General features: G+C 64.6%; 19 protein-coding genes. All 19 read left to right on the top strand.

Going from position 1 to position 17,283, the window contains the following annotated elements:
* On the top strand, window positions 1-753 hold the full coding sequence (pgeF, locus tag GRI59_RS02275) for a peptidoglycan editing factor PgeF (RefSeq protein WP_160759574.1): 753 nt from the start codon (window positions 1-3) through the stop codon (window positions 751-753).
* Between the two features lie 230 nt (window positions 754-983).
* The gene (gene petA / locus GRI59_RS02270; RefSeq protein WP_160759573.1) at window positions 984-1,547 is read left to right on the top strand and encodes a ubiquinol-cytochrome c reductase iron-sulfur subunit; all 564 of its coding nucleotides are present in this window, start codon (window positions 984-986) and stop codon (window positions 1,545-1,547) included.
* A 67-nt stretch (window positions 1,548-1,614) separates the two neighbouring features.
* Window positions 1,615-2,976 (top strand): cytochrome b, encoded by a 1,362-nt coding sequence (locus tag GRI59_RS02265; protein WP_160759572.1) that lies wholly within the window; start codon window positions 1,615-1,617, stop codon window positions 2,974-2,976.
* A 53-nt stretch (window positions 2,977-3,029) separates the two neighbouring features.
* Window positions 3,030-3,887 carry a cytochrome c1 gene (locus tag GRI59_RS02260; RefSeq protein ID WP_160759571.1) on the top strand — a complete coding sequence of 286 codons (858 nt, stop codon included), beginning with the start codon at window positions 3,030-3,032 and terminating at the stop codon, window positions 3,885-3,887.
* Window positions 3,888-3,979: 92 nt separating this feature from the next.
* Entirely contained in the window at window positions 3,980-4,531 is a 552-nt protein-coding gene (locus GRI59_RS02255) for an adenine phosphoribosyltransferase (protein ID WP_160759570.1), read from the top strand.
* A gap of 142 nt (window positions 4,532-4,673) precedes the next feature.
* Entirely contained in the window at window positions 4,674-7,511 is a 2,838-nt protein-coding gene (locus GRI59_RS02250; RefSeq protein WP_160759569.1) for a monovalent cation/H+ antiporter subunit A, read from the top strand.
* Window positions 7,508-7,903 carry a Na+/H+ antiporter subunit C gene (locus GRI59_RS02245; protein ID WP_160759568.1) on the top strand — a complete coding sequence of 132 codons (396 nt, stop codon included), beginning with the start codon at window positions 7,508-7,510 and terminating at the stop codon, window positions 7,901-7,903. Before GRI59_RS02250 ends, GRI59_RS02245 begins: the two co-directional genes overlap by 4 nt.
* Complete coding sequence (locus GRI59_RS02240) at window positions 7,900-9,420, top strand: monovalent cation/H+ antiporter subunit D (protein WP_160759567.1); 1,521 nt, start codon at window positions 7,900-7,902, stop codon at window positions 9,418-9,420. Before GRI59_RS02245 ends, GRI59_RS02240 begins: the two co-directional genes overlap by 4 nt.
* On the top strand, window positions 9,417-9,905 hold the full coding sequence (locus GRI59_RS02235) for a Na+/H+ antiporter subunit E (RefSeq protein WP_160759566.1): 489 nt from the start codon (window positions 9,417-9,419) through the stop codon (window positions 9,903-9,905). The genes GRI59_RS02240 and GRI59_RS02235 overlap by 4 nt, the downstream gene beginning before the upstream one ends.
* Window positions 9,902-10,183, top strand: coding sequence for a K+/H+ antiporter subunit F (locus GRI59_RS02230; RefSeq protein WP_160759565.1), 282 nt, complete (start codon window positions 9,902-9,904; stop codon window positions 10,181-10,183). The genes GRI59_RS02235 and GRI59_RS02230 overlap by 4 nt, the downstream gene beginning before the upstream one ends.
* The gene (locus GRI59_RS02225) at window positions 10,180-10,605 is read left to right on the top strand and encodes a Na+/H+ antiporter subunit G (protein ID WP_160759564.1); all 426 of its coding nucleotides are present in this window, start codon (window positions 10,180-10,182) and stop codon (window positions 10,603-10,605) included. The genes GRI59_RS02230 and GRI59_RS02225 overlap by 4 nt, the downstream gene beginning before the upstream one ends.
* A gap of 249 nt (window positions 10,606-10,854) precedes the next feature.
* The gene (locus tag GRI59_RS02220) at window positions 10,855-12,660 is read left to right on the top strand and encodes a glycoside hydrolase family 15 protein (protein ID WP_160759563.1); all 1,806 of its coding nucleotides are present in this window, start codon (window positions 10,855-10,857) and stop codon (window positions 12,658-12,660) included.
* A gap of 125 nt (window positions 12,661-12,785) precedes the next feature.
* Entirely contained in the window at window positions 12,786-13,190 is a 405-nt protein-coding gene (locus GRI59_RS16045) for a PAS domain-containing protein (protein ID WP_160759562.1), read from the top strand.
* Window positions 13,187-13,333, top strand: coding sequence for a hypothetical protein (locus GRI59_RS16040; RefSeq protein ID WP_160759561.1), 147 nt, complete (start codon window positions 13,187-13,189; stop codon window positions 13,331-13,333). The genes GRI59_RS16045 and GRI59_RS16040 overlap by 4 nt, the downstream gene beginning before the upstream one ends.
* Window positions 13,334-13,396: 63 nt before the next feature.
* Window positions 13,397-13,654, top strand: a complete 258-nt coding sequence (locus GRI59_RS02205; RefSeq protein WP_160759560.1) for a hypothetical protein — start codon at window positions 13,397-13,399, stop codon at window positions 13,652-13,654.
* Window positions 13,651-14,088 carry a Spy/CpxP family protein refolding chaperone gene (locus GRI59_RS02200; protein ID WP_160759559.1) on the top strand — a complete coding sequence of 146 codons (438 nt, stop codon included), beginning with the start codon at window positions 13,651-13,653 and terminating at the stop codon, window positions 14,086-14,088. The genes GRI59_RS02205 and GRI59_RS02200 overlap by 4 nt, the downstream gene beginning before the upstream one ends.
* Window positions 14,085-14,657 carry a sigma-70 family RNA polymerase sigma factor gene (locus tag GRI59_RS02195; RefSeq protein WP_160759558.1) on the top strand — a complete coding sequence of 191 codons (573 nt, stop codon included), beginning with the start codon at window positions 14,085-14,087 and terminating at the stop codon, window positions 14,655-14,657. The genes GRI59_RS02200 and GRI59_RS02195 overlap by 4 nt, the downstream gene beginning before the upstream one ends.
* A 5-nt stretch (window positions 14,658-14,662) precedes the next feature.
* Complete coding sequence (locus GRI59_RS02190) at window positions 14,663-16,375, top strand: copper resistance system multicopper oxidase (protein WP_160759557.1); 1,713 nt, start codon at window positions 14,663-14,665, stop codon at window positions 16,373-16,375.
* Entirely contained in the window at window positions 16,372-17,271 is a 900-nt protein-coding gene (locus tag GRI59_RS02185; protein ID WP_160759556.1) for a copper resistance protein B, read from the top strand. The genes GRI59_RS02190 and GRI59_RS02185 overlap by 4 nt, the downstream gene beginning before the upstream one ends.
* Window positions 17,272-17,283: the final 12 nt, after the last annotated feature.

Here is a 17,283-nt window from a genome sequence, read left to right as displayed (position 1 = left end):
GTGATAGGCTTCCAGATCGAACGCTCCGCCCTGCTCGACGGCGTGCCGCATGGCTTCTTCGGCAGCGCGGGCGGCGTGCACCAGTTCGGCTTTGGCGGTCCGGGCGATCCAGCGGAGGTGCAGGCTCTGCGCGCCGCCGCTGCCGAAGCGATCCGTGCCGGTGGGCGCCTTGCCGCGCCGCATCAGGTGCATTCTCCCGATGTCGTAGTGGTGGACGAAATTTGGGACGATGCTGCTGCGGGCCGTCCGGTGGCTGATGCGGTGGTGACGGCCACTCCAGGCATCGTGCTCGGGATCGTCACCGCCGACTGCGGCCCGATCCTGTTTGCCGACGCGCAAGCGGGCGTGATCGGTGCGGCCCATGCCGGGTGGCGCGGGGCGGTGGACGGCGTGCTCGAAAACACCATGGCCGCGATGGAGGCGCTCGGCGCGCAGCGAGAGCGCATCACTGCCGTGCTCGGGCCGACCATCGCGCAGCCGAGCTACGAGGTCGACGCGCCGTTCCGCGCGCATTTCGCCGTCGAAGCCGAGCCGTTCTTCGCCCTCGCTCTGGAGCGCGATGGGACGCCGCGGTGGCATTTCGATCTGCCCGGCTTCATCATGGCGCAGTTGGCAGCGTCGGGCCTTAGCAAAATTGCGAATCTGGGGCGGGATACATTCTCCCATGTCGCGCGTTACCATTCCCACAGACGCTCTAGCCAAGCGGGTGAAGCCAATTATGGTCGGCAGATCAGTATGATCGCGCTGCCCTGACACCGGCTTGCACGCAGGCGAACGCGGCTTGTTTAAAACACGGTTGGATTCTCGCAGGATTGCCGTTAATTGCCCCGCGCAGGTTTCGGGTGAGGTGCGCTCAAAGGCGCTGCTAGGCTCGAAGCAGGGATCAATCGACGGAATGGAATCGGGGCGCGAGCCCCGGCAGTGGAACACAACGCCGCGCGGGCCATTACCCCGCCGCGGCAGAACGAGCAGGGTAAGACGAAATGGCTATTAACACGGCCGATACCAGCGCACTCAGCACCGATGACGGCGTGCGCCGTCGCGACTGGATCCACATTGCCGCGCTGAGCACGGCGGGCGTTGGCGGCGCATCGCTGCTGTTCCCGCTGATCAGCCAGATGGCACCGTCGGAAGACGTGCTCGCCGCAAGCAGCACCGATGTCGATGTCGGCGCGATCCAGCCGGGCCAGAGCATCAAGACCACGTTCCGCAAGCAGCCGCTGTTCGTGAAGCGCCTGACGCCGGAAGAAATCGCCGCCGCCAAGAAGGATGACGCGGCTGACATGCGTGACCCCGCGACGCTTGCTTCGCGCACCAAGGAAGGTCACGAAGACATCCTCATCACCATGGGCGTCTGCACCCACCTCGGCTGCGTGCCGCTGGGCGCGGCCGAAGGTGAGAACAAGGGTGAGTTCGGCGGGTACTTCTGTCCCTGCCACGGTTCGCACTACGACGTGGCCGGCCGCATCCGCAAAGGCCCCGCGCCGCTCAACCTGAAGGTGCCGGAATATAGTTTTTCGTCAGACACCGTCGTCCGCGTCGGGTGAGCCTTCGTATCTGAACGATAATGATAATCGTCTGTTTCTTTAACTCAGATCAAGCCGAGAGAACGCCATGAGTTTCGCCTGGGCCAAGCAGTATGAACCGCAGTCCGCTTTCACCAAGTGGCTGGACGAGAAATTGCCGTTTCCGCGGCTCGTCTATAACGCGGTAGGTGCCGGTTATCCGGTGCCGCGCAACCTCAACTACATGTGGAATTTCGGCGTGCTCGCCGGCTTCTGCCTGATGTTGCAGATCGTCACCGGCGTCGTGCTGGCGATGCATTATGCCGCCAACCAGGCAGTCGCGTTCGGCACGGTCGAGCACATCATGCGCAACGTCAACTATGGTTGGATGCTGCGTTACGCCCACGCCAACGGCGCGAGCTTCTTCTTCATCGTGATCTACCTGCACATCTTCCGCGGGTTCTTCTATTCGTCCTACAAGGCCCCGCGCGAGATGATCTGGCTGCTGGGCGTGGTGATCTTCCTGCTGATGATGGCGACCGCCTTCATGGGCTACGTGCTTCCGTGGGGCCAGATGAGCTTCTGGGGCGCGCAGGTCATCACCGGTCTGTTCACCGCGATCCCGCTGGTGGGTGAGCCGTTGCAGGTGTGGCTGCTGGGCGGCTTCGCGCCGGACAACGCCGCGCTGAACCGCTTCTTCTCGCTGCACTTCCTGCTGCCCTTCGTGATTGCCGGTGTTGTGATCCTGCACATCTGGGCGCTGCACATTCCCGGGTCCTCGAACCCGACCGGCGTGGAAGTGAAGCAGGAATCGGACACCGTTCCGTTCCACCCCTACTACACGGCGAAGGATGGCTTCGGTCTCGGCGTGTTCATGATCCTGTTCACCACGATGGTGTTCTTCCTGCCCAACGCGCTGGGTCACCCGGATAACTACATCGAAGCGAACCCGCTCTCGACACCGGCGTTGATTGTTCCGGAATGGTACTTCTACCCGTTCTACGCGATCCTGCGTGCCTTCACCGGTGACCTCACCATTCCGTTCACCGGTATCGTGCTGATCCCCGCCAAGCTGTTGGGCGTGATCGGGATGTTCGGCTCGATTCTGGTGTGGTTCATCCTGCCTTGGCTGGACAAGAGCCCGGTGCGTTCGGGTCACTATCGCCCGCTGTTCCGCAAGTTCTTCTGGTTCGGCCTGATCCCGACCATGGCGGCGCTGTTCTACCTGGGCGGTGCCCACGCGGAAGAGCCGTACATCATGCTCAGCCAGATCTTCACGGCTTACTACTTCATGCACTTCCTGGTGATCCTGCCGATCATCAGCCAGATCGAAGTGCCCAAGCCGCTGCCCTTCTCGATCACCGAAGCGGTGCTCGGCAAGGACAAGGCCGCGGAAGCTCCGCGTGCCGGAACGGTTGACGGCACTGACGCTGGCACCGCAACTGATGGTTCGCTGCAACCGGCCGAGTAATCGGCCGGGGCAGTCCCAAGCTATCTGAACCGACAACTAGAAAGAGTTCAGTCATGTCTATTCGTCTCGGCGGCATCATTGCAGGCCTGGCCATCACCCTAGTTCTGGTGCTCTGGTCGCTTGCGCCCGGTGCCTACAACTTCGCCTTCGGCCCGGCGCCGGAAAAGCAGCCTTCCTATGCCTTCTACGAGCATGGTGAAGGCCCGGCGAACGGCTTCTCGTTCGACGGTGCGTTCGGCAAGTGGGACTATGCCCAGCTGCAACGCGGCTATCAGGTCTACAAGGAGGTCTGCTCGGCCTGCCACAGCCTGAAGTTCGTCGCTTTCCGAAACCTTCAGGACCTTGGCTACACCGAGGCTGAAGTTGACGCCGAAGCTGCGAGCTGGACCGTTCCGGGCATCGATCCCGCCACCGGCGAGACAACCACCCGTCCAGGCCAGCCGACCGATTACTTCCCGATGCCGTTCCCCAACGCCATCGCTGCGGCGGCTGCCAACAACAATGCGATCCCGCCTGATCTTTCTCTGATCACCAAGGCGCGTCATGACGGCTCGAACTACGTCTATTCGTTGCTGACCGGCTATGGCGAGGCCGATCCGGCCAAGGCTGCCAAGGTTGGCTTCGAGACCCCCGACGGCCTCTATTTCAACAAGCACTTCCCGAACGTGAACATCGCCATGGCCCCGCCGCTTGCGGTTGATGGTCAGGTGACCTTCGCTGACGGCACGGCCTCGACCATCCCGCAGATGGCGACTGACGTGGCGGCCTTCCTGACCTGGACCGCCGAGCCTTCGCTGGTAGAGCGTAAGCAGACCGGCTGGTTCGTGATCGGCTTCCTGCTGTTCGCGACGGTGTTGGCCTTCCTCAGCTACAAGCAGATCTGGGCCGGGCTGAAGCCGAAGAAGGGCTAAGCCTACCCCGTCGAAACGCATCAGCGCCCCGTCATCCCTTGCGGATGGCGGGGCGCTCTGCTTTTACGGGGCTGAAACAGGGGCCTTTCGCTATGGTTGCACCGCATCTCTCTCCCGAAGAGCTCAAGGCGCTGGTGCGAACCGTGCCGGACTTCCCGCATCCCGGCATCCAGTTCCGCGATATTACCACGCTGATCGGCCATCATCAGGGCATGGCGGCGAGCGTGCATCATCTCGCCGAGCTCGCCGATGCGGCGGGCGCGCACAAGATCGCGGGCATGGAGGCACGCGGCTTCATCTTCGGTGCGGCGGTCGCGGTGCAGCTCGGCATCGGCTTTGTGCCGGTCCGCAAGCCCGGCAAGCTCCCGATCCATACCATCGGCATCGACTACGCGCTCGAATACGGCACTGACCGGCTCGAGATGGACCCTGGCGCAGTCGAGCCTGGACAGAAGGTGGTGATGGTCGATGATCTCATCGCCACCGGCGGCACGGCGCTCGCCTCGGCCGAGCTGCTGCGCATGGCGGGGGCGGTTGTCGAGCAGGCCCTGTTCGTGATCGACCTGCCCGACCTCGGAGGTGCGGTGCGGCTGCGCAGTGCGGGGATTGCGGTTAACGCATTGATGGAGTTCGAAGGCGACTGACCTTAGCTCCCTCGGTGGGAGAGCCAGCGCTGACCGGTTTGGGTTGTGCTGGTGCAAATCCCTCGTCTATGCCTGAGAGGGGCGCAGATCATCGCCCCGTCGATACGCCTATTCGTATGATAAAGGACCACCGGGGCCGCCAATGGCTATTGCCTTGACGCTTTTGACACTGGTGGCGCTCCCGTTTGTGGCTGCGCTGGCCATTGCCCTGCTGCATGGCGGGGGGCGTGCGGTGCATTCCAGCATCGCAGCGGGTGCGAGCGCAGGTGGCCTGGCGCTACTGGTAATGCTGACCCCACCGGTGCTCGGCGGCGAGGTGCCCTCGGCCAGCTGGGCGTGGGTGCCTGCGCTGGGCCTCGATCTGACGCTGATGGTCGATCCGCTGGGGTTGATGTTCGCCGGATTGATCCTTGGCATCGGCTTGCTGGTGGTGATCTTCGGGCATTTCTACCTCTATGCGGGAGAGGCCACCGGGCGCTTCTTTGCCAGCCTGATGCTGTTTCAGGGCGCGATGCTGGGCATAGTGATCGCGGGCAATGTGCTGCTGCTTCTGGTATTCTGGGAGATGACCAGTCTGGCCTCTTTCCTGCTGATCGGCTTCTGGAAGCACAAGGCGGAGGCGCGCCAAGGCGCGCGCATGGCGCTGGCGGTGACGGGGGGCGGGGGCCTCGCGCTGATCGGGGGCATGGTGCTGCTGGGCGTGGCTGGCGGGAGCTTCGACCTTGCGACGATCCTTGAGCGAGGCGACATCGTTCGCGCTTCGCCGCTCTACCCGGTGCTGCTGGGGCTGATCCTGCTGGGGTGCTTCACCAAGTCGGCGCAGTTCCCGTTCCACTTCTGGCTCCCCCACGCGATGGCCGCGCCGACCCCGGTGAGCGCCTACCTTCACTCGGCGACGATGGTGAAGGCGGGCGTGTTCCTGCTGGCGCGGCTGTGGCCGGTGCTGGCGGGGACTGATCTCTACACCGTCACCGTCACCAGCGTGGGCCTGACCACGATGATCTTCGGCGCGGTGGTGGCGCTGTTCCGGCATGATCTGAAGAGCATCCTTGCCTATTCCACCATCTCGCAGCTCGGGATGCTGGTGATGCTGCTCGGCTTTTCGCTGGAGGCGGCGGCGCTGGCGGCGGTGCTGCACATCCTCAACCATGCCGCGTTCAAGGCGGCGCTGTTCATGAGCGCCGGGATCGTTGAGCACGAGACCGGCACGCGTGACATCCGGCGATTGGGCGGGCTGGCGAAGGCGATGCCGATCACCGCGTTGATTGCCACACTCGCGGCAGCCTCCATGGCGGGCCTGCCGCCGCTGGGTGGGTTTATCTCCAAGGAGCTGATGCTCTACGAAACGCCCAAGCTCGCGCTGCTGGGCCTGCCGTGGCTGCTGCCGGTGCTGGCCACGCTGGGGGCTACCTGCTCGGTCGGCTATTCATTGCGGCTGGCTGCGCATCTGTTCTTTGGTAGGCCGCGCGAGGCCGAGCCCTTTGCCCGTGCGCATGATCCGGGCGCAGGGATGTGGGCCGCGCCTGCCTTGCTCACCACGCTGGCGGTGCTGCTTGGGCTTGTCCCAATGCTGCTCGCCGGCCCGCTGGTGGGCGCGGTGGCCGCCGCCGTTACCGGAGCGCCCGCGCCCGAATTCGACCTTGCGCTGTGGCACGGGGTCAACCTCGCGCTGATCCTCAGCCTGATCGCGGTCGCGGGCGGCGCGCTGCTGCTGTGGCAGCATAAGCCCCTACTTGCCGCATGGGAGCGTGCCAGCCTCCCCGATGCGAAGCGCATCTTCGAACGGGCCTTTGCGTTCGCCGACAAATGGGTGCGTAAGGCCATCGTCGCCACTCACACACCGTCGCTGCAACGGATGCTGCTGGCGAGCTTCAGCGTGATCGTGCTGCTGGTCATCGACGGCGCGCGGACGGGCGGCGGGATGCTGACCGGTGGCCGCGCGCTCCTGCCCGCCACGCCGGTTGCGGTCGTCGCGTGGGTGCTGCTGATCGCGGCGACGGCGGCGGTGGTGAACGATTCGCGCAACCGCCTGCGGGTGCTGATCTATGTCAGCGTCATTGGTCTCGTGGTCAGTCTCACCTTTGTGCAGTTCTCCGCACCAGATCTCGCGCTGACCCAGATTTCGGTCGAGGTGGTGACGATCCTGCTGTTGCTGCTCGCGCTCAACCTCCTGCCCAAAAGCCCGCCGTTGCTCTCGACCGCCTCGCGCAAATGGCGTGACGGCGCGCTGGCGATCACAGGTGGCCTGCTGGTCGGCGGGATCGCCTGGGCGATGCTGACCCGCGATCCGGGGCCGAGCATTGCGGCCTATCACCTCGCCAATGCCAAATCGGGCGGAGGCGGGACCAATGTGGTCAACGTCATCCTCGTCGATTTCCGCGCTTTCGACACCCTCGGAGAGATCATCGTGCTCGGCATCGCTGGGCTGGGCATCTTCGCGCTGCTGGAAAGCACCGCCACCGGCGCGGCGGGCGCGCGGCTGCGGGCGTGGCGCGCAGACATGCCCCATTCGCCCGAGCGTCATCCGATGATGCTCGTCACCGCCAGCCGGATTGTCTTGCCGCTGACACTGACAGTGGCGATCTACCTGTTCCTGCGCGGGCACAACCAGCCGGGCGGCGGGTTCATCGCTGCGCTGGTGGCTGCGATCGCCTTCTTGGTCCAATACCTCGCCGCCGGGTTCGACTGGTCCGACGCGCGCAAGCGGTTCGGCGAGCATCAGTTGATCGGTTGGGGCGTGCTGGTGGCGATGGCGACAGGGCTCGGCTCGTTTCTGTTCGGAGCGAAGTTCATGACCTCGACCTTCGGCTATTTCACCCTGCCGCTGATCGGGAAGTTCGAACTGGCGAGCGCGATGCTGTTCGATACCGGGGTGTTCCTCACCGTGTTTGGTGCCGTCATGCTCGCGCTCGCCCAACTCAGCCACATCGCCCAGCGTGCGGCCCGCGCCGCACGCAAGAGCGGGGAGGGCGGCGCATGAGCTACGAGTTCCTCGTCGCGAGCGCGATTGGCGTGCTGGTGGCCGGCGGCATCTACTTGGCCCTGCGGGCGCGCACCTTTCAGGTGGTGCTTGGCCTCACGCTGATCTCCTATGCGGTCAACCTGTTCCTGTTCGCTTCCGGGCGGCTGGTGGTGGGACGCCCGCCGATCTGGGACAAGGCGGTGAGCCAATACACCGACCCGCTGCCGCAGGCGCTGGTGTTGACCGCGATCGTCATCACCTTCGGCATGACCGCCTTTGTGGTGATCCTGAGCTTGCGCAGCTTCCTCGAGACCGGCAGCGATCATGTTGATGGCGACAATGTGCCGTGTGACGCGCAGGACGGTATGGCTGGCAGCACCGCCGAAGACGGGGAGGACACGCGCCCGTGACGCTCGCCGATCATCTCCCGATCCTGCCGGTCATTATCCCGGCGCTGGCCGCGCCGATCGTGCTGCTGGTGATGCGGCGGCGGCCGACGCTGGGCGTTACTGTTTCCGTGGCCTCGTGCTTTGCCTTGCTGGCCACCGCGATCATGCTGATGATGCAAGTGAGCAATGGCACGATCTTCGCCTATGCGGTGGGCGAGTGGCCCGCACCTTTCGGCATCGTGCTGGTGGCAGACCGGCTTGCCGCAATGATGCTGGTGCTGACGGCATGCCTTGCGCTGATTGCGTTGCTGCACGCGTTGGTCACCGGCGCCGACCGCAAGGGTTGGCATTTCCATGCCCTGTTCCAGTTCCAGCTGATGGGCCTCAATGGCGCGTTCCTGACCGGCGACCTGTTTAACCTGTTCGTGTTCTTCGAGGTGCTGCTCATCGCCTCCTACGGCCTGATGCTGCACGGCCAAGGCCCGGCGCGGCTTAAGGCGGGCGTGCAATATGTCGTGGTGAACCTCGTCGGTTCCTCCCTGTTCCTGATCGCGCTGGGGATGCTCTACGCGCTGACCGGCACGCTCAACATGGCCGACATGGGCTTGCGCGTAGCCGCGGTTCCGCCGGAGGATCAGGGCTTACTGCGGATCGCCGCGCTGCTGCTGGTGAGCGTGTTTGCGCTGAAGGCGGCGGTGGCGCCGCTGCATCTGTGGCTGGTGCGCACCTATGCGGTCTCGACCCCAGCGGTGGCGGCGCTGTTTGCGATCATGACCAAGGTCGGCGTCTATTCGCTGATCCGGGTGGTGCCGCAGGTGTTTGGCGAGGGCGCAGGCGCGGCGGCGTGGGTGCCGGCGCCTTATCTGCTGCCCGCCGCGATGGTGAGCGCAATCATCGGTTTCGCGGGCGTGTTCGTCGCGCGCAGTCTGTCCGAACAAGCCGCCTATGCCGTGATCGGATCGACCGGCACGCTGCTGATCGCGGTCGCCGGGTGGAGCGCTGAGAGCCTTGGTGCGGGCCTCTATTACCTCGCCCATTCGACGCTGGCGGCGGCCGCACTGTTTCTGGTGGCGGATGTTGTCGCGCGGCGGCGGGGTGCCTTTGGGGACAACGCCAGTCCCGGCCCAGTCTTCGCGCAGCGCGGCGGGATCGCGCTTTTGTTCATGGCTGCAGCGATTGCGGCGACCGGCTTGCCGCCGCTGTCTGGCTTCATCGGCAAGCTGCTGATCCTCAAGTCCGTCGCCGCCCTCCCCGACTGGGGCTGGGCGTGGGGCGCCATCCTCGGGACGACCTTTATCGGCGTGGTCGGCTTCGCGCGGGTGGGGAGCGCGGTGTTCTGGAAGACGGCTGGCGAGGGTACCGCACCCGCTGGCTATGCCACCCGTGCCGACCTCGCCGCGCCTGCCATCGCATTGGCGCTGCTTGCTGCGCTGGCGGCGGGAGCGGGTTGGGTGAGCGCCTATACCGATGCCGCCGCCGCGCAGGTGCTCGATCCTGCGCAAAGCGCCCGCGCGGTGCTGACGGAGGCGGGACAATGACAAACCGCCTCTTGCCGCATCCCGGCCTCAGCCTGCTGCTGGTGGTGATGTGGGTTGTGATGGTCAGCGACCTCACCTTCGGCACGCTGTTCCTCGGGATCGTGTTCGGCATTCTGGTGCCGATCTTCACCGCGCCGTGGTGGCCGGAGCGGCCGCCGGTGCGGCTTGTGCCTGCGCTCGGCTATCTCGGGATTGTGCTGTGGGACATCGTGGTCGCCAATTTCCACGTGGCCGCGATCATCTTGTTCAAGCCCAATCGCGACCTCAAGCCCGCTTGGCTGACCATCCCGCTCGATCTGTCCTCGCCCGAGGCGATTACCGTGTTTGCTGGCACGATCAGCCTGACGCCGGGCACGGTTTCGAGCGATATCTCGGCTTGCGGCCAGTATTTGCTGGTCCATGCCCTGCACGCGCCCGATCCGGCGGGCGAGATCACCAAGGTCAAGGCGCGGTATGAGGCGCGGCTGAAGGAGATTTTCCGATGATCGGCCCCATTCTCCCTTGGGCGCTTGCCTTTGGTTTTGCTGCGCTGGGAGCGGCGCTAGCACTGAACCTATGGCGTCTGTTCAAGGGGCCGGGGGTCGCCGACCGCATCCTCGCGCTCGATACGATGGTAATCAATGTGATCGGGATCATCGTGCTCACCGGCATCGCCTCGGGTAGCGGCACTTCCTTCGAAGCGGCGCTGTTGCTGGCGATGGTCGGGTTTGTCGGCACGGTGTCTTACGCCAAGTTCCTGCTGCGCGGGGACATCATCGAATGAGCGGCACCGCACCCGCCTCTGCCGATCTGATCGTCAGCGCACTGGTGGTGCTGGGCGGCGCTTTTGCGCTGATCGGCAGCTGGGGTCTGGTGCGCCTGCCTTCGCTGATGGAGCGGCTTCATGGCCCGACCAAGGCGACGACGCTGGGGTTGGGGGCGATGCTGGTCGGATCGGTGGTGTGGTTCCAGCTGGCCGAGGGTGTGTGGACCACTCATGAGCTGCTGGTTTCGGTTTTCCTGTTCGTCACCGCGCCGATCAGCGCCAACATGATCGCCAAGGTCCACCTCCACCGGCTGCGCCAAGGCGAGGAGAGCGAGGGCGCTGGCCCCGCCGGAACCCCCGAGCCGCCGCCGGGCTCCGCCGACTGGGCAACCCACGAAGCGCCGCACGAAGGCACACCGGGCGACTTCGCAGGCGACTGACCGGCAGGCATCTGCTATTCCGGGATGAACCGGGCTTTCGCGCGCGCGACCGCTGTTCGATCGGCAAGCTCGGCGTAAATGGCTGCCTTCCGTGGCGTCCGCCAAGCCTGTGTTCATCCGTGCTAATGTTACTGGCAAGGACAGCTTTGTCGCCTGCGATTGGCATGGTGGCTCCCCGGGATTGCGCTTGGCGAGCGGCCTTTGGCTGCGCCGCGCCTTCCCCTTGCAACGGCAGAAGGACACGCCCCCATGGTTGGAACAACGACGCCCGATCTCGAACTCTGGCCGATCGGCAATTGCCAGGTCAGCGCGCTGGTCGACCGCGAAGGCGCGATTGCGTGGGCTTGCGTCCCGCGGGTCGATGGCGATCCGGTGTTCTGTTCGCTGCTCAACGGGGACAACCGCGATACCGGCATCTGGCGGTTCGAAATGGTCGGACAGGTCAGCGCCACCCAGGAATATATCCGCAACACGCCGATCCTCGTCACCCGGCTTGAGGCGGCCGATGGCAGCGTGGTCGAAGTGCTCGATTTCTGCCCGCGCTATGAAGACAAGGGGCGAATGTATCGGCCTGTGGCGATCAGCAGGATCGTGCGCCCGGTGGCCGGAAGCCCGCGCATCCGCGTGGTGCTCCGCCCGATGCGTGACTATGGCGCTGCGCTGGCCGAGACGACGCACGGCTCCAATCACATCCGCTATCTGGTCGGCCCGCAAGCCTTGCGCCTCAGCACCGATGCGCCGGTCGGCTATATCCTCGAACAGCGCGTCTTCCGCATCGGGCAGGACATGCATTTCTTCCTCGGCCCGGACGAACCCTTTGCTGGCAATCTGCGCGAGGAAATCCGCCGGATGGAGCAGGCCACTCGCAGCTATTGGCAGCGTTGGGTGCGAGGGCTCGCCACGCCGTTCCAGTGGCAACATGAGGTCATCCGCTGCGCCATCACCCTGAAGCTGTGCCAGCATGAGGAAACCGGCGCGATCGTTGCGGCGCTGACCACCTCGATCCCCGAAGCACCCCATTCGGAGCGCAATTGGGACTACCGCTACTGCTGGATCCGCGATTCCTACTACACCGTGCAGGCGCTGAACCGGCTGGGAGCGCTCGATGTGCTGGAGAAGTATCTCGGCTATCTTCGCAACATCGTCGACGGGGCCAAGGGCGGGCAGATCCAGCCGCTTTATTCGGTCATGGGCGTGGCCGAACTGGGCGAAGCCACAGCCCCCGCACTTCCAGGCTATCGCGGCATGGGGCCGGTCAGGATCGGCAACGCGGCCTACAAGCAGGTGCAGCACGACTGCTACGGCCAGATCGTTCTGCCGACGGTGCAGGCCTTCATCGACCAGCGCCTGCTGCGCATTGCCGACGGCCGGGACTTCGAGAGCCTCGAACAGGTCGGCGAGATGGCGTGGGCGATGCACGATCAGCCTGACGCCGGCCTGTGGGAATTCCGCACCCGGCAGGAGGTCCAAACCTATTCCGCAGTGATGAGCTGGGCGGCGTGTGACAGGCTGGCGATGGCGGCGGACTGGCTCGGCAAGGCGGATCGTGCGGAACTCTGGCGGGAGCGCGCCAACGCTATCCGTGCTCGGATCGAGCAGGATGCGTGGGTCGAGAACGGCGCAGAAGGGGGCCACTACGGCGCCAGCTTCGAAAGTGACTACCTCGACGCGAGCCTGCTCCAGATGGTCGAACTGCGCTTCCTCGCCCCCGACAATCCGCGTTTCGCGTCGACCTTCGCGGCGGTCGAACAGCAGCTGCGCCGCGGCGATTTCATGCTGCGTTACGCCGCCGAAGATGATTTCGGCGCGCCCGAAACCGCCTTCAACGTCTGCACCTTCTGGCTGATCGAAGCACTCCACATGGCAGGCCGAGGTGACGAGGCCCGCCGCCTGTTCGAAACGATGTTGAGCCACACCACCCGCTCAGGCCTGCTGAGCGAAGACCTCGACTACAATGACGGCGAGCTGTGGGGCAACTTCCCGCAGACATATTCGCTGGTCGGCGTGATCAACTGCGCCGGGCTGCTATCGAAGCCGTGGAGCGATGTGCGATAAGGGTGCCTGACTGACGTCTGCGGATTGGGCCCGTAGAAATTGCACCAAGCCTCCGTCTCATTGAGCATGAGAACTGCTAATACTAACATAGTTTAGCTACTTCGGGACGACGGCAGCGACCGGTTATGGACAGTAGCACGCTTACGACTCTCCTCGATACGGTCTCGCAAGGCGTGGTTGTGTTCGGTGCCGATCGCCAGATCGTGTATTGCAATCAGGCATTTCTCAACAGCACCGGGTTCGATCGGTCGGAAATGGCGGGCGCGTTGTGCGGCATCATGCAAGGGTCCGATACGGACTGCGCGGTTATCGCTGCCATCGACGCAGCGATCGAGGCGCGGCAAGCCTTTTCCGGGGAGATCCGGGCTACCGCAAGTCGGGCGAGATATTCTGGAACGACCTCACCTTCAGGCCCGAATTCAATGCCGATGCGTCATTCCGCCATTTCATCGGCATATCGCGGGACATTACCCGACAAAAGAACGCTGAGCTCAAGGCGGAAAAGCTCGAACTCGATCACCAGTTCATGATGGAGAACGTCCTCTCGGGCGTCGTGCTGCACAACGCCGACACGGAAATCATCTATGCCCCAATGCGCTGCCCGCCGATTATGGTTTGCGGCGTGGCGGCGACATTATCCTCGGCCTTCAACCCCGAAGCGGCCCAGACATGATTTTACGTATCCCCTGAGGGATTTTTCGCGCGGATGCGTATGCATGGGGTCAGGAGGAATGTGATGGATCTCGACGGCAATCTTACGCGGCTCGCGGCGGCCCCGCTGCCCGACCTTTCTTCGATTGAGGGCGGAGCGCTCGCCGTGCGGGCGCGGGCCGAGGCGCGGCAGGCGCGCGGCACCTTGGCGGCGGCGATGGCTGCCGCGCTGGGGATTGGGATTCTGGGCGGAATGCAGACCCCGGCGCAGGCCCAAGGGTCCATTGTCGCCTTCGGCCCTTCGCTCTCCCTTACTCCCCTGATCGCACTGGGGCAGGAATGACCGGCCGCCGGCTCGCTCTCATCGCCATTTTGGTCGTCGTGCTTGCTCTGGTGGGGGTGTGGCTCGGGCGCATGTTTCAGCCTGTGGCCCATCACAGCGGCGCCGAGCTGCACGCCTTGATGCATGATGGGTTAGAGCTCGACGACGCGCAGGAACGCTCGCTCGCTGTGCTTGAACGCGATTTCGCCGAGCGACGCGAAGCGCTCGAAGGACGGCTGCGGGCCGATAATGCCCGGCTTGCCGACGCGATTGCGGCTGAGCATGTCTATGGTGCGCGTGTCTCGGCAGCGGTCGATGCGACCCATGCCAGCATGGGCGATCTCCAGAAAGCGACGCTTGAACATGTCTTCGCCATGCGCGCGATCCTGCGGCCCGATCAGCAGGCGCGCTTCGATGCAGTGGTCGCCGAAAGCCTTGCGCAGCCGGGCCAGTGACCGGCGAGGATCTGGATTCCGCGCTGGTGCGCGGTGTGCTGGCAGGCGATCCGCGGGCGGCGCGGGTGCTGGTGGCGCGGCACCGGGAGGCGGTTTACCGGCTCGCGCGCACAGCGACGGGCGACGCCGAGGACGCGTTCGATATCGTGCAGGAAGCCTTTGTCTCGGCATTCGGTGCGTTGTCCCGCTACGATCCGGCGCGTCCGTTCCGGGGGTGGATTGCCGCTATAACGCTCAACAAGTGCCGCGATCGGGCACGGCGGCGGGCGGTGCGGCGGTTCCTTGGTCTACCTTTGCCCGACAATGCCGCTGAATGGATTGCCGATGATGCCCCCTCGCCCGAAACGCAGGCGGCAAGCCGGGAAGAGCTTATCGCGACCGCCCGCGCCATTGCCGAACTGCCCTCCTCGCTCAAGGACGTGCTCATTCTGCGCACGGTCGAAGGAATGAGTCAGCAGGAAACCGCCGAGGCACTGGGCATCAGCACCAAGGCCGTGGAAACCCGGCTGTATCGAGCACGGCATAAATTGACGGAGATGGTGAGGGGTGAGCCGCGCTCCGGCGTATAGAAGGCATGACTGCACCGCTTGTTACCCGTCGTCATCTGCTTGCCGGAGCAGGCGCTGCTTCGGCCTTCACCGCGCTGCCCGCCTGGGCGCAGGGCCATTCGATGCACAAGATGCGCGGCGGCGCACCGATCCGCGTGGGCTTTGACGAGGTGTCGGGCACAGTGATCGACCTTGCGGTGGGTCACGGTCCGCGCACGGTGCAGGGACGCAAGGGACATGGCGTCGCCATCAACGGATCGGTGCCGGGGCCGCTGGTGCGCTTGAGGGAAGGGTCTGACGTCCGCCTCAACGTCACCAACCATCTCGAAGAGGACACCTCGATCCACTGGCACGGCCTGCTTGTGCCGTTTTATATGGATGGTGTGCCGGGGATCAGCTTTCCGGGTATCAGGCCGGGGCAGACATTCTCGTATCAATTCCCGGTGCGGCAAGCGGGCACCTATTGGTATCACAGTCACTCGGGCCTCCAGGAACAGCAGGGCCATTATGGCCCGCTGATCATTGATCCGGCGGGCGAGGAACCGGCGGAGTATGACCGGGACTATATCCTGCTCCTGAGCGAGTTCACCCCGCTACACCCGCACACCATCATGGATCGGCTGCGCAAGGGCGAAGGCTATTTCAATTACCAGCAGACCAGTTGGAACGATCAATACCCGCTGACCGCCGAAGACCGCCGGATGTGGGCTCAGATGCGGATGCCTGCGACCGACATCGCCGATGTGACAGGTTCGACCTACACCTACCTCGCCAATGGGCGCGGGCCGAAGGAGGGGCTGGAATACCTGTTCAACCCCGGTGAACGCGTCCGCATGCGCGTCATCAACGGTTCGGCGATGACCTTCTTCAACCTGCGCATTCCCGGCCTGCCGATGACGGTGATCGCTGCCGATGGGCAGAACGTGAAACCGGTCGAGGTGGACGAATTCCAGATCGGCACGGCCGAAACCTACGACGTCATCATCGAGCCTCGGGCCGAGGCTTACACCATCGTCGCTGAAAGCATGGACCGTTCCGGCATGGCGCTCGCCGCGCTGGCAAGCCGGCCCGGTGCGCGGGCTCCTATTCCGCCACCGCGCAAACCCCCTTTGCTCGACATGGGCGATATGGGGATGAACCACGGCGATCATGGCGCATCGCATTCGATGGACGGCATGAAGATGCGCGACACGCTGTTGCTGCCGCCCGATGTGAAGACCGGCCCCGGCATCGACATGGTTTCCATGGCGCCGGTGGACAAGCTGGGTGATCCGGGCCTTGGCCTGCGCGATGTAGAGCACCGCGTGCTCACCTACCGGATGCTCTCCGCGCTTGAACCCAACCGCGACACGCGGACGCCCTCGCGCCTGCTGGAGCTGCACCTCACCGGCAACATGGAACGCTACATGTGGTCCTTCGACGGCCAGATGTATTCCGCCGTCAGCGATGTTCCGATCCGCTTCGCTTGGAACGAACGGGTCCGGGTGAAGCTCGTCAACAATACCATGATGGCGCATCCCATCCACCTGCACGGGATGTTCTTCGAACTGGTCAACGGCGAGGATGCCGCGCACCAGCCGCGCAAGAACATCGTGATCGTTCAGCCCGGAGCGAGCGCGCAATTCGATCTGACCGCCAACGAGCCGGGCGACTGGGCGTTTCACTGTCACCTGCTTTACCACATGCACGGCGGGATGATGCAAACCGTGACGGTGATGGGGCCGGAGAGCGGGTCATGAGGGTCGCTCTTCCTGCCCTTGCCCTGATAGCAGCGGTGCCGCTCGCCGCGCAGGATCCCCACGCAGATCATACCATGCCTGGGGCTTCGCAGGATCAGCACGCCGGGCACGACATGGGTGCGATGGACAAGCCAGCCTCCCCCGGCCCGACGATGGAAACCCCGCCACCCGCCGCTGTCGGAAGCGGCCCGCCGCGCGCTGCCGATGCCATTTGGGGCGCGGAGGCGATGGCTGACTCCCGCGAAGACCTGCGCCGCACCCACGGCGATTTCCCGGTGTTCTGGTTCCAGGGCGATCGGCTGGAAGCGCAGGTGCGCGAGGGTGAAGACGTCTATCTTTGGGATATCCAGGGGTATTACGGCGGCCCCACGGAACGGCTCTGGTTCAAATCCGAAGGCGAAGGCGCGTTCGGCTCCAACCCCGAAGATACCGAAGTGCAGGCGCTCTACGCCAAAGCCTTCGCGCCCTTTTGGGACGTGCAGGCAGGTGTCCGCCATGACATTGCCGGGCCCGACACCACCCATGCGGTTATCGGCGTGCAGGGCCTTGCGCCCTATCTGTTCGAGATCGACACCGCGCTGTTTCTGTCCCAGCGGGGCGATCTGACCGCCCGCGTCGAGGCTGAAATCGACCAGCGCATCACCCAGCGCCTGATCCTCCAGCCCCGGATTGAAGCGAACCTTGCCGCGCAGGACATTCCCGAACTCGGGATCGGTGCGGGATTCGACCAGATCGAGATTGGCGCGCGGCTGCGTTACGAAATCCGCCGCGAATTCGCGCCCTATATCGGCGTCGAACAATCATGGCGCACCGGACGCAGCGCAACACTGGCCCGCGCTCGGGGTGAAGACCCATCTGCCACCAGCTTTCTGGCCGGCATCCGTTTCTGGTTCTGATCGACACGAAGG

Origin of the sequence: Erythrobacter ramosus (genome assembly GCF_009828055.1) — a bacterium.
GTDB lineage: Bacteria > Pseudomonadota > Alphaproteobacteria > Sphingomonadales > Sphingomonadaceae > Erythrobacter > Erythrobacter ramosus.
The sequence above is the reverse complement of the archived record's forward strand: the minus strand, read 5'-3'. Positions and strand labels throughout refer to the sequence as shown.